Annotated in this window: 10 protein-coding genes; all 10 read right to left on the bottom strand. The window is 52.9% G+C overall.

Annotated elements, in window-relative coordinates:
* Positions 1-81 precede the first annotated feature (81 nt).
* A complete protein-coding gene (locus SNR34_RS12135) occupies positions 82-2,019 on the bottom strand; it encodes an LTA synthase family protein (protein WP_486182445.1) in 1,938 nt (645 codons plus the stop codon).
* A gap of 130 nt (positions 2,020-2,149) precedes the next feature.
* A complete protein-coding gene (locus tag SNR34_RS12130) occupies positions 2,150-4,111 on the bottom strand; it encodes a putative PEP-binding protein (RefSeq protein ID WP_486181979.1) in 1,962 nt (653 codons plus the stop codon).
* A gap of 252 nt (positions 4,112-4,363) precedes the next feature.
* Positions 4,364-5,998 carry a helix-turn-helix domain-containing protein gene (locus SNR34_RS12125; protein ID WP_486181978.1) on the bottom strand — a complete coding sequence of 545 codons (1,635 nt, stop codon included), beginning with the start codon at positions 5,996-5,998 and terminating at the stop codon, positions 4,364-4,366.
* Positions 5,999-6,103: 105 nt separating this feature from the next.
* Positions 6,104-7,117 carry an ABC transporter substrate-binding protein gene (locus tag SNR34_RS12120; RefSeq protein ID WP_486181977.1) on the bottom strand — a complete coding sequence of 338 codons (1,014 nt, stop codon included), beginning with the start codon at positions 7,115-7,117 and terminating at the stop codon, positions 6,104-6,106.
* A 187-nt stretch (positions 7,118-7,304) separates the two neighbouring features.
* Positions 7,305-7,679: a hypothetical protein gene (locus tag SNR34_RS12115; RefSeq protein WP_486181976.1), complete on the bottom strand. Its 375-nt coding sequence runs from the start codon at positions 7,677-7,679 to the stop codon at positions 7,305-7,307.
* Positions 7,672-8,361 (bottom strand): 3'-5' exonuclease, encoded by a 690-nt coding sequence (locus SNR34_RS12110; RefSeq protein WP_486181975.1) that lies wholly within the window; start codon positions 8,359-8,361, stop codon positions 7,672-7,674. Before SNR34_RS12110 ends, SNR34_RS12115 begins: the two co-directional genes overlap by 8 nt.
* The gene (locus SNR34_RS12105; protein WP_486181974.1) at positions 8,358-8,951 is read right to left on the bottom strand and encodes a histidine phosphatase family protein; all 594 of its coding nucleotides are present in this window, start codon (positions 8,949-8,951) and stop codon (positions 8,358-8,360) included. The genes SNR34_RS12110 and SNR34_RS12105 overlap by 4 nt, the downstream gene beginning before the upstream one ends.
* Entirely contained in the window at positions 8,948-11,188 is a 2,241-nt protein-coding gene (locus SNR34_RS12100) for a class I SAM-dependent methyltransferase (RefSeq protein ID WP_486181973.1), read from the bottom strand. Before SNR34_RS12100 ends, SNR34_RS12105 begins: the two co-directional genes overlap by 4 nt.
* A 48-nt stretch (positions 11,189-11,236) precedes the next feature.
* Positions 11,237-12,091 carry a phosphotransferase family protein gene (locus tag SNR34_RS12095; protein ID WP_486181972.1) on the bottom strand — a complete coding sequence of 285 codons (855 nt, stop codon included), beginning with the start codon at positions 12,089-12,091 and terminating at the stop codon, positions 11,237-11,239.
* Positions 12,075-12,668 carry a GNAT family N-acetyltransferase gene (locus tag SNR34_RS12090; RefSeq protein WP_236418608.1) on the bottom strand — a complete coding sequence of 198 codons (594 nt, stop codon included), beginning with the start codon at positions 12,666-12,668 and terminating at the stop codon, positions 12,075-12,077. The genes SNR34_RS12095 and SNR34_RS12090 overlap by 17 nt, the downstream gene beginning before the upstream one ends.
* Positions 12,669-12,675: the final 7 nt, after the last annotated feature.

Raw genomic sequence — 12,675 nt, 5'->3', positions numbered from 1 at the left:
CAGCCTGCATGCTTCGTTTCGCAGGATGACGTTATTTTTCAACCGCGCTCCTTCCGAAAGCCTGTATGGAAGGAGCTATATTTACGGTGCCCGTTTCGGCAGCAGTTTTACGTACTCGTCGGACAATTTCATCAATTGAAGCACATGCTCGTAATCTGCACGATAAGGCTCCAGATCGGTAACGGGCTCATAGGTTTTGAGCGAATACGCCTTACCGTCCTCGAAGCCGGCACCCGGGATGAACAAAATCTCGTTATTGACGAACGAGCCGGTAGGCAGGTAATACCGAATCCCGAAAGCGTTGTGGTCCATATTCAGCAGATCGTGCCCAAATGCCGTGAATTTTTCTTCCGATAGCGAGACGCCCATCAGATTCATGACAGTCGGCAAAATATCAAGCTGGCCTCCCGGTTGCTCGATCACCTGGCCTTTGGCCTGTTTCGGCGTATGGATCAGGAGCGGGATGTTGAATCGGCTCACGTTGCCGTCATAAGGCACGTTCAAGTTATCCCTGATCTGCTGCGTGATCTCTTCCTCGGCAGGCAGACCGAAGTGATCGCCGTAAATCACCAATGTTGTATTGTCCCACAGACCGTTCGCCTTCAACTGCTCGATCAGTTGGCCGACGGCATAGTCGGTGTAGTTGATCGCCTGCAAATAATCATGCAGCAGCGTATTGGTGATCGCAGCCGGAATCGTGATCCGGGCGCGATCTTCCGGAATTTTGAACGGCGAGTGGCTTGAAGCTGTAATAAACTGCGCATAGAACGGCTGATTAGCCGTCTGATGGGCAACCATTTTTTCGACGCCAACCCGGTACAGTTCCTCGTCGGATGCGCCAAAATCGTTAAACCGGTCATTCTCGAAGCTGGCTCTGTCGAAATAACGGTCAAAACCCAGTGCGGGATACATCTTGTTCCGGTTCCAGAACGATACGTCATTGACGTGGAACGTTTCGGACTGATAGCCTTCGCTGCTCAACAATTTCGGCAAAGACGGCAGATCGCGGTCGCTGTATCCCGCGGACATCGGAACAACCCCTGTCGGATAGATCGATGTATTGGACATGAACTCTGCGTCCGACGTGTTGCCCTGACCGATTTGCTGGAAGAAATGATTGAAATAATAGCTCTCTTTGGCCAAATCGTTCAGGACCGGCGTGAGTTCCTGGCCATCCAGAGAAGCATTGATCGGAAAGTTCTGGAACGATTCCAGCTGCAGCACGATCAGGTTACTGCCTTTGGCCTGGCCGAAATAACGCGGTTGGATCGCCTGCCCTTGTTTCGTTGGATTCTGATATCCATACCGGCTCACCAATTCGTTGACGCGAGCAATCGTATCCTGGATATTGCCATTCGCGATGGCTTCGTTTTCCTTGCTGGTCAGAATGGCCGACGAGACTTGATAATTCAAAAATCCAAGGTTCTCCGCACGCACCAGTTCATTGTCGATCGATTCGCCCTTGACGATAAACGTACCGGACAACACCATGCAGAACGCGGCGGTAACGACCACGCCCAACTTGCCCCAATATTTTTTTCGGTTGCTGCCAAACGTGAGTCCGTCGGTATTGCGGATGCCATAGCCCATGGCCGAACGGCGGCGGCGCGTCAGCAGCCAGACCGGCAGCACGAGCACGATATCCGCGAAGAACAGGAAATGTGCAGGCCGCACCAGCGGTCCAATGCTGCCGCGCACCTGTGCCACCTGTCCCAATTCGCTCAGCGCCGTATACGTCGGCACGGAACTGAAATGCACGTTATATAACGTGGCTGCGAATAATAAAAAAGAGAACAACAAGTTAAAGCCGCCGTATACGACCCATTTCCACCTTTTCGGCACAATGAGATCAAGGACGCATACCAAGGCCAGCGCAGCCAGGGCGTCCGTCACCAAACCTACTCCGGACAAACCCTGGAAAAAGAAATACCGCAGAAGCGTCAGCTTCAGCAGCATCAGAACAAATAATACGGCAAATAAAAGCCGTGAAGAGTTCCGTTCGCTCTTGAATGTAAACATGGTCGCTTTCAACCCTTATCTGAAATTTTACGTTCATTTTACATAACGCATATTCCAGTATAACAGTTTCGCGACCTCTATTCCATGAAGTCGTGCTGAGACTTCCATCCAGCAGATCGATCTGCGTTTGCTACGCCGTTGTCGTTATATTACCGTTTGAATACAATCGTTTCGCGGCCTCTTCTGCCAAGGTAGTTTGGGCAGCCGCGATCCGGGTAAAGGGCAGCTGCTCCACCGGACTATTTACAACATTCGTTTCGTTCCGCCGGTCGTGATCCAGGCCCAATCCATAATACAGGTTTGATCGTTTTTCCGAGCCGGCGGTTTGGGATGCATGCTCCGGGCCATGACCAAGCCGATATCGGCAGTGGCGCTTCTCCATACCCAGAATCTGTTCGGCGACATCATCAGCCAGTTCCGCCATAGCCCGGATTTCTTCATGATGATTCGCGAACATGAGCAAGATTTCCGGCCTGGCCCACCAATTCTCGCGTATGATCTTTAGTGCGGCGCGGAAAACCGCTTCCAGCTGCATATCCGTCCATTCGCGGAACCATTCCTCGTCCATGGCCGGCACATTCGAAGTCCGCCCCTGTTCATCACGCTCGCTGACGCTCTCCAGGTTGGATATTTGTTGCTCGATCCACATTCTATCCAGCAATTGAATCGCGACAGGGCGACCGTTCATCGGTTCCAATACCTGTTCCAGATCGGCCTGCAGCATCGGCAGCAACCGCCACATGCCCTGTCTGCGATCCGGTATGCCGTTGTTCGCTTGTATCCATTTCTGCGCATATGGCCATCTCATCGGTGATCGGAGACAATCTTCGATCCGGCAAAAGGCCCCGTCGGCGCCATACTCTCTGGCCAGCCTGGCTTCGCCCGGGTGCCGGATATGCGCAAACACCGCTTGTTCCCTTATTTCATCAGCCCAACCCAGCAGGATCCGCCAATTCGGATTCAGGAAAAGTGGAATATTCCCGATGGTATCGTTGCGATTACGCATCTCCGCCGTTTGAACAGAATTGACGCACCGAAGGGCTGCGTCCTTTGTCATGCTTCCCTGTTTAACCATTTCAACCAGCATTTTCACCAAAGCGTCATTGGCGTCGTTAACTCGGCTCTTTTGCAGCACATGAAGCTGACCTGATTCTACGACGAACTCGACCGCTTGCTCGGACTCGCCTCCCTGCTCCAGCTCGCTGCGCATCTCCAGCAGCATCCGGTATACGTCCGGTTTTGTCCCGCACAACTCCTCCAATGCCGTACTGTCCGATCGATCGGCGTCCGACGCCAGATAGAATCCCTGCATTTCTTTCCGTCCTGGATCCGGTTGGTTTATAAACAGCATGCCTCTGCCGCTTTGTACGTCCAGTCCGTCATAAACCATAGCTTGAATCAGAGCAGGATTTTTCTTGTTGAAAGGATCCGGAAGAGCCTGGTTCCCATCATTTGCAAAACGCTCCCCTGATTCCTGCACGAAATTTTGCATCGCATGCAGCGCTTCCTCCAGCTGCACCTCCGGACTTTGGGGAAAAGGCGTTCCTCCCAGCGTTTCAATCCACGTTTTGCATCGTGCAATGCTCCGTTCCAGCTCAGCCTCATCCTGCATGACATCGCTGCCTGCTTCTTCTTCAAACCTTTTGTCCATGATGCCTCGCACCGTTCTTCCGTACTGCAGCAGCACATTCCGGTAACATTGAAGCGCATACATTCGATGGTTTGCCGCTTTGGCCAGCCCTTCAACCGTCGAGTCGTTCAGCCCGATATGCAGCAGCGGGGCAGGCGTCGTTTGGCCGTTTAGCGTCCCCCCCGACCTTACGGCGAGCAGAAGCGGATTGGCAGCATGACCAAACCTTTTACCGGAGCGCTGCTCCAGGTAACGTATGGCGTCAGCAAGTTCATCGTCCATGTCGCTGGACGGTTGCCCAGAGTGAGCGCACGCCGGCCCGCAACCTGACGCCGCCACTACGAAGCCTGCCGGAACGGGCCAACCTGCCTGTACCATGTCTGCGAGTCCCGCCGCCTTCGGGCCCATAAGCTCTTTTAACGCTGCCGTACCTTCTTCCAGCAGAATGATCCGTTTCGTCATTGCCGCTCTCCCATCTGCCATTGACATCATGGCTGTACTTTAGACAAGGTGCTTGGTAGATGATCACACCTTCTCTTATCGTATGTCGCACTCTCCGGCTCAAGGACTGTTCTTTGGCAATATTCGGTCTTTCCCTGCGCCGGCTCAAAATATGAAAAAACCTTCTGATTGGTCCCGAATGAGCTTGCGGGGATCAGAAGGATTTGCTGATATCGTTCATCGGTATTATGGGAGATCCGCCCTGCGCAGCACTCATCCCAAATATCGCAGTATATCGTCAATTTTTTTGCCATGCGAAAGGATTCCGTAATTCATCCATGTCAAGAAATCGACCTCGTATATGCAGCCGTTTCTAACGGCTTTAAGCTGGCTCCACTCCCTGCTGTCCATGATTCCCCGCTCTTCGCCAGGGAACGTCGACTTTTCCCCGTCAAACGTCACGAAAAGATGATCAGCATTCAAACCGGGTAGTTGTTCCAGCTCAATGTTAATTCGGCGCTGCTGTCCGGCCCATTGGCTAACGCATGAATCCGGTTTAAGACCAAGATCTTGAAACATAATCGGCCCCACATACCCGTTGACTGCACCATAAAGAGCAATGGTCGTTGCCGAAATACGCAGGAAGGCCACGGTTTGACTTTTTATTTTCCGTTGCAGTCTTGTTTTCGCTTCATATGCCTTCTCTTCGTATGTACCAATGACTTCCTGAATACGATTGCCCTTACCCAGAACATCGGCTGTTGATTTCAGGATACCGCGCCAGTCCTCTCCCTGATGTTTCAAGTAATATGTCGGTGCGAGCCGCTCCAAACGTTCCAGGTTCCAACGAACATGACCATCGTCCAACATAATGAAATCCGGTAGTTCATGTTCATCCAGCTTGGCATCCTGGCTGGTTACGTCAAATTCGGGCACATGATGCAGCTCCAGATAACCTTGTTTGCCCCATATTTGATGCGAATACTGCATCACGGGAGTGATCCCGAGCGCCAGCACGAAGTCCTCCAGAAATGGCGCAAACACGCGAACGTCCTGGCGCTGATGTCGCCTGTACACGCCCGGAGAAACCCCCGTATATTGTTTGAAGCGGCGACTAAAGTAGTATTCATTGCTGAAACCGACGTTCTGCGCGATGTCATGCAGACGGTCATCCGTCATCTGCAGCAGCTGTTTGGACCGCTCCAGCCGAATTTCGTTCACATAGTCCAGCGGCAGTTGACCCGTCGCTTCCTTGAATTGCCGAGTATAGCTGGCGCGGTTAAGCTGAATGCTGCCGGCAAGTTCATCCACCGTCATAGGTTGGTCAAAGTGCTCGTGGATATAACGTACGGATGTCTGGATTCGCCTGCGGCTGTCCGGTTGTTCGTGGGATGATTCGTTATATTTGATCAGCATGCTGAACCAATTCTGGAACGCAAGCTGTTGTTCCCAACGTGCCATCCACGAGTCAGACGTTTGTTGCCTGCCAAGCATTTGTTCCAAAGCACGGATGCAAGAACTCCACGGACTATAATACAATTCTGTCACGGCACCGACTCCTGAACGGGAGCCCGGCGAAGGAACGAATGACTCCGACTTGCTCGCTTGACCGGATCGTGCCAGATCCAGCTTGAAATATTGAAGCTTCTTCCTCGGTTTTCGCGACGATTCCATCGTAATCGTTATTCCTTCCGGAACCAGCAGGATTACGCCTTTTTTTAGCTTCCAAGATCGATCGGGGCAGACGGCCGCTCCCTCGCCTGCAGTAATCACAAATAACTGATGTGCATTCAGTACATCGTATTTCATGCAGAAGCCTAGTTCGTCTTGCCCGTGGTCCACTTCCTGCAAATGCTCCAGTAAGCAGAGCCAAGGCTCGGGCAATCGTTGTTCCATGGTAAAACTCATATTTCATCGCCCTCAATTGAGAATTGTTATCATTTAAATGAGTGTAAACGAAAAAAGAAAGCTCTTCAACCCTCGTTGAAGAACTTTCTTTTTGATGATCCGTAATTACGGCATCATTTTTTGCAGCAAATCGTCCATTTTCATCGAGTTGGCCGTCACGGCCCCGGATTGCCAGTGTGATCTCTCCATCATGTACACATGGTTATTTTTGACAGACGGCAGGTTTTTCCACAACTTATTGTCCAGCATCTTGAGCGCTTCCTGGTTTTCCGGCGAGTTCCAGTGCCCGTTGGAAGGGAAAATAATAATGTGGTCGGCATCCAGATCTGGAATTGCTTCTTCGGAAATCACCTGTTGATATTCTTCCATATCCGCTGCCAGCGGATGCGGCTTCAATCCAAGATCGGAATAGATAAACCCGGTGTACCGGTTCTTCACGCCAAAGAGTGCCAGCCCTTTATCTTGTACATCCAGGCGTACAACCGCAACCGTCTCGTCCCCGATCGTTTCTTTCAACTTCGTTTTGGCATCTTCGATTTTATTCTCGAACTGCGCCAGCACCTCGGCTCCCTTCTCGGGCTGTCCAACAACGTCCGCAATCGTCGTCAAAATCTGTTTGGAATCCTGCAGCACACGTTCCGGCAAACGGTAGGTAGGCGCCACTTTAGAGTACATCTCATATTGCTCGGCATTTACCCCTCCGTCTACGATGATCAGGTCCGGGTCATACTCCAGCAGCACTTCCATGTTACCCGTGATGTCAAACTGGGGAACGTCCAGATTGAGGTATTCCTGGATTCCCCAATTCGGATGGTACCACTGGATCACTGGCGTAATTCCCAATGCCTTCAAGTAATCTTCCACGTAGATGCCTGCAATTCGCTGTGGCTTCGTCGGGATGGTGACCTCTCCGAACTCATCTTTTACTACCCGAGTCTCTGGCTCATTCACTGCTGCCGCTTGTGGTTCTGAAGCCGTATTTTCCGTCGTCGTGTTCTGTTCTGCCGTTGTATTCTGCTGCGCGGTTGGTTCGGCCTTTGCTCCACAACCTGCAATAACGGTCGTCAGCAGCAGCGCCAAAATCAACCACCCTTTTAATCCTTTGCCTGGTCTTGCCATGATCCCCTTCACCCCTATGTAATCTTTGTAGTATGTGACCTGAGAATGTCTCTATCATAATGATTATCATTCTCATTTGTCGCTAAGGTGAATTTTACGGCATCTCAGGCATGGTCTCAATGCACAGATGCAGCCATTTTTTTATACAAACGAGCATCCGACATGTACAGAAAGACAAGCCCCCCCTTTACCTCAAAGGCAATCTGCCACTCAAATAGCTTTCCTGCAACGTGTGCACAAAGCCGTCATGCACCTCGTCCCCCGCAAGCGCCGTACAGATCAAACCGATGTCATCGCTCACGTAACCCGCCAAATCAGGATCACCTGTCAGCGAAAATACCTGTTTAAACGCCATCTCCCGACCGGAACGAATATCCTCAGCTTCTGCCTCGGTGCCGCTCCCCTGCACACGCTCGAACGCCTGCATCCACTGTCCGGAGAACTCATCGTCCTCCCTCTCTGCCAAATAATCGTCCACATCCAGTTCTGCAAAGGTCTGTTCCGTAATCAGTGTACCTTCTTTCAGCTTGGACAAAAAACGTTCAGCTTCTGCCTTACTCAAGGTCAACCCCTTCTTTCCCCTCTGCTTGATACATAGCGGGTATAACAAATCTCCTCATGGAAACATTCGGATCGGCGATAAAATGCGTTTTCCCCATTTGCTCGTATTCCGTCATCACCTGTTCGAAAATGCGGGCGATCAAGCGGCAATCCGCTAATGCCTCATGCCGCTGCAAACCCGCCGTGTCGATGCCGTAGTAACTCACCAGAAAATCAGTGGAAACAACAGCATCGATCTCCGGATGAATGTAGGTAAACAATGCTTTGGTATCCAGCACCTTGTTCGTCATCATCGGCAAGCCATTCATTGCGCAATGGCGTCTTAGCATCGGCACATCATACTCATATCCTGCCTGAGTAACCAGCACTCGATCACCAACAAAATGCAAAAAGGACGAAAAAACGTCCTTATACCCGGGAGCGCCGCACATGTCCTCATTAGAAATGCCGGTCAATCGGGCGACAGCATCCGGAATGGGCTTCGTTGCCCGAACAAGGGAGGTAAACTCCGCTTGCTCCGTCGACCCCAACTCCAGATGAAGCGCTCCAAACTGAGTAATGCTTTCCGTTTCCGGGCGTATGCCCGTGCCTTCCAAATCAAAAATGCAATACTTCTGCCGCTGCAGATCCAACACCTGAAGCCCTTCAATGAAATACCGATCCTGCATAAACGTAATGTTCATGAGCTCACCCACAACCGTTCGATGCCAACCAACCGACGTTCCGCATCCATTTCCAGCTTATATATGTCCGGCATGGAGGTGCTTTCCCAAAACTCATAGCCGTAGGCGGGATCGTAATGGTTAAGCATCAGGGTCATGATATCCCCGTGCGTGCCGATGGCCACCTTTTCTCCCGCATGCTGTTGCAAGATCCGTTCCAGCACGGCCACGGCACGCTTGCCTGCTTCCACGCTCGATTCGCCGCCCGGGAAAGCAAATTCGGGATCAAGAAACACCCTCTGCTTGGCTTCCCGAAAGTTTTCTTTCCCCAAATCCTTTCCCGACAGCTTTCGCTCCCGCAAATCTTCTTCCATCGTGATTTCGCATCCGCAATGGCCGGCCAGTACCCGCAAGGTATCCACCGCACGACTATAGGGACTGGAATAGAAGCGGCGGATTCGCTCCTGGGCCAACACATCGGCAATCTTCGCCGCATCCAGCATGCCACGTTCCGTGAGCCCGCGTTCCCGCTCTTGCCCTTCCACATAGACCGACTCCGCGTGCCGGACAAAATATAACGTTGTGTTGAATGCTTCCTTATTTGGGTTCACGACTCTGCACGCTCCTTCTTCTCGATCACGATCAAGCAGGTACTGTCCGGCAGCGAAGCAGGCATGCCCTCCTCGTCCATGAAAACAATGCGATCGCTCAGCGCTTCCGTATACCCTTTCTGCAAAAAGTGTTTCAACAGGATAATGTCTGCCTGGTCGCCAAGCGTTTCTTTGATGCAGCGTTCGTAGGCGGACGGAGTAAATATGCCGAATTGCTCCTGGATTTCATGGACGTAAGCATCCGGCCCCCAGGTGTACGTATACAGAAATTCCATCGCATCATTCACGTTGAGCACCGCTTCGTTATCGGATATCCGGTCGAATGCAATGGACCTTCCCTGAAAATCGGCAGCATACCGCTCCAGCCACTGCATCCCGTCGGGCTCCATGAAACGGATGCGCCGTTTCTGCGTTTCAGGTTCCGTCATGATTCCGTCGCGAATCAGAATCCGGCCCCCCGGAGTCAGCACGTCAAAGGCGCTGCGAAGCGCTGTCGCCACCGTATTCGGGTTGAATCGTCTGCCCTCGTGTTCAATATAGGAGTAGAGCTCATGCAATATGGATGAAAAAATGACCGTATCCACCGTGCCAGGCTGCACGTATTGATCCAGCTGCAGAGCATCTCCTTTCATCACTTGCCAGCGGCGGCCTTCGCGCTGTTTCTTGCGTTCAAGCGCTTCGATTACATTGGCTGAAATATCGATGCCGATCGGCTCTACATCCGGCTTCTCCTGCTCGATCAAATCCAACAGCACGCCTCCGCCGGGCCCGATGTCCAGCACCCGCCGGCCCGCGATATAGTCCAGCAGCACTTTTTTGTAATCCCCCGAGCCGTTCATGTCGGCCAGATATGCTTCTTCGTTATGGAAACGGTCGTAAGCATCGCGCCTTAAGCCGAACAAATCAAACAGCATCAGCACAGCCCGTTCGTACAGCGGCGATTTCTCGGCTTCGATGCAGAAAGCGATCAGCTTCTCCGCAGCCGGCGAAAATTCGAACGTCACGAACGCCGTATCCGGCACGTCCTCGTATCGCTGCACGCGATGGGTCAAATGCGGATAGTCTATGGCCTCCCCTGATGCCATCTGCTCCCAGGACCACTGCTCCAAATACTTTTCAATCATGCGCTTTTTGTACACATTCAGCTTTTTGGCACCTTTGTGGTCATAATACATCGTGTTCATCAGGGGTTCGAAGCTGATATGACGCACGCGTCCAGCCGTCCTGCCGCCGTCAGACTTGTGCATTTCCAGGTCCCTCAGGGCGAGCCGGAAAATCTGCACCATTTCATTGAAGGAAAAGTGCTGCAAAGCTGCCTCCACGTACCATAACGTGCGATCCGCGAGAGGCGCCAGTTCCGTCTCGACGTCCAGCGACTTTTCCAATCGTGCATAAGCCTCGTCCAGCGGTTCGCCCTGTTTGACGGAGGCGCTTCTGAGCCGGGACAGCCGTTCCCTCAAGGTCCATTCATGGCGTTCAGGCTCTTCGATGATCCAGCCGACAATACGTCGCACCTCGGATTGCACGTCCTGCCAAAGCTGTGGATCGACACCCGCAATCACGCATTCATTCAGCGCCAGCAGCAGTGTCCTGAGTTCGTCTTTGTCCACCCATCCTGCCGCAAACAGTCGACGTACCGGAAGGTTCTCGGCAAAAGGAATTTCCCCGCGGATGTACTGCCCGATCAAACCATGCGTCGCGATCAGCGTGCGAACCATTTCCTGCCTTGGCGACAATGCCGGGACATCGTCTCCTAGTTCATGCTGGGCTGAAGAACCCGAAGTTCCCAGGATCGTTGAATCGCCCGGAACTCCGGCGTATGTGCCCCCATCCTCATTTTCGCGCAGAACCGCAGAACCGGCGTTTGGCGCTGCGGCATACCGAACGTACAGTTGGGCGGAACCGATGTTGTGCACAAACAAATTGATGCCTTCGGACAGCCACATCCTGCGCTGCTGCAATGTTCCTGCCTTCGCCGTTTCGGACCAGGCCAGCACTTCCTCCACGATCTCGCGTACCCAAAAGGAAACGTGCAAACCGTCCAGCACCTGAAGCGTTCGCTCCACATAGTCGAGCACCGGATTATTCGTTTCGAGCTCGGCGATGGCACGGACACGCTCCAGATTGATGTTCGGCCTTTCGGCGGCCAACAATAATTGCAGCCACGACGGAGACTGTCCCGCTACAGACAGGTCCCCCGATTTCCAAGTTTGAATCGCCTTCAACGCTTTTAACACGGCATCCACCTCATTCACCTATTCCAATTCTTACATGACCATCCAGGTTCAATGGGACGCCAGACGCTCCCTCACGAAACGCAGCACATGCCTTGCTTCCCCTTCCGGCAAATTTTCGTCCAGCCGCGCGGCGGCAACGGGCAAAATCCAAGCTTCCAGCTGCTCCCATGTCATGCCGGACAAACGTAAGTAATGCTCAATATAGCCGTCCAGCAGCAGGCTGCGCGCCGTCTCGAACGCCTGATGCAGCTCTGCAGCCGCCTGTTCCGGCAGGCTGGCGCTCTTCAATATGACCCATGTCCGCGCCACATCCCCTGCCGGGTCCCCGGACATGCCTGTCATCCAGTCGATGACCCGGCAGCGCCCGCCGACCCGTTCCAGCATGACGTTGTCCGGATGAAAATCGCCGTGGCAGATTTGGCTGTGCTCCGGCAGCGCCCGAAGATCGGCCAGCACCTTTTGTTTTTCCGATTCCCCAAGCATGGGCACACGCATCATCGCCTGTTCTAAAATATGTTTTTGCCCAGGCAGGGCCCGTTCTTCATCCTTCTGCATATGCAGCCCGTAATGGCATTCCGCCATCATTCTGGCCGTCTCCTCCGCAGATAGGATCTGTCCGAGCAGCAGAGCAAGCAGCGTTTGCCCTTCGATCCGTTCAAAAACGATGCCAAGACGGTTTCCTTCTTTATGTAATAAGCGAGCCTCGGGGATGTGCAAACCTTTGCTGCCGACCATCTCCGTGATCCGAAACTCGTGCCGCACGACAGCCTCCGGGAAATCCGCATGGTACAGCTTCATGATCTCCCCTGGCGAATATTCATATATATCCGCGGTTCTTCCCTGCCCGATCAGCCTCAAAACGTTTCCTCCCCCATTGGATTGGGAATCAGTTGAATTCGACACCTCTTACTTTGGCAAAAACCATCGTGTCCACCAGCACGCCGTCCGGATCGCGTCCGGTTCTCCGCAAAATGCCCTCCAGCGTGTATCCGGCCCGTTCGGCGACTTTGGCGCTCTTTCGATTGCGGGCATCGCAGCGGATTTCAAGGCGATTGGCGTCCAGATGCCGAATGGCAAACTGCTCGATGCCTCTAACGGCTTCGCCCATTAATCCTTGTCCGGAACGCGACGTTCTGATCCAGTAACCGATTTCGAAGGAACGGGCTTCCCAGTTCATGCGATGCAAACCGCTGCTGCCCACGAATTCGCCGGTCTCCTTGTCCAGCAAATAAAGGACCATATCGGTGCGTTCCATAAAGTTCAACCTGTTTTTGCGAGCGCGGATCTCGGATTGTTCGAGCGTGGGGAGCGTTCTGGCAAAAGGCAGCCATGGCGCCAACTGGTCGGCGCTTTCGTGGACGGCTTCGTTCACCATCCGGCCGTCTCCCCATTGCGAAGCACGAATGATCAGCCGCTCCGTTTCGAAACGTTCGGGAAATTCAAGCATAATCGGGTCGATTGAATGATCGGGTTGCGTCATTTGTCCT

This window comes from Paenibacillus sp. XP01 (assembly GCF_057364885.1).
This window is presented reverse-complemented; position numbering and strand designations above follow the sequence as displayed.

What these genes read in the sequence shown, in the direction of transcription:
- SNR34_RS12090 (WP_236418608.1), bottom strand. Translation starts at nt 12,668, where the DNA reads ATGACGCAACCCGATCATTCAATCGACCCGATTATGCTTGAATTTCCC.
- SNR34_RS12130 (WP_486181979.1), bottom strand. Translation starts at nt 4,111, where the DNA reads ATGACGAAACGGATCATTCTGCTGGAAGAAGGTACGGCAGCGTTAAAA.
- SNR34_RS12110 (WP_486181975.1), bottom strand. Translation starts at nt 8,361, where the DNA reads ATGAACATTACGTTTATGCAGGATCGGTATTTCATTGAAGGGCTTCAG.
- SNR34_RS12125 (WP_486181978.1), bottom strand. Translation starts at nt 5,998, where the DNA reads ATGAGTTTTACCATGGAACAACGATTGCCCGAGCCTTGGCTCTGCTTA.
- SNR34_RS12120 (WP_486181977.1), bottom strand. Translation starts at nt 7,117, where the DNA reads ATGGCAAGACCAGGCAAAGGATTAAAAGGGTGGTTGATTTTGGCGCTG.
- SNR34_RS12135 (WP_486182445.1), bottom strand. Translation starts at nt 2,019, where the DNA reads ATGTTTACATTCAAGAGCGAACGGAACTCTTCACGGCTTTTATTTGCC.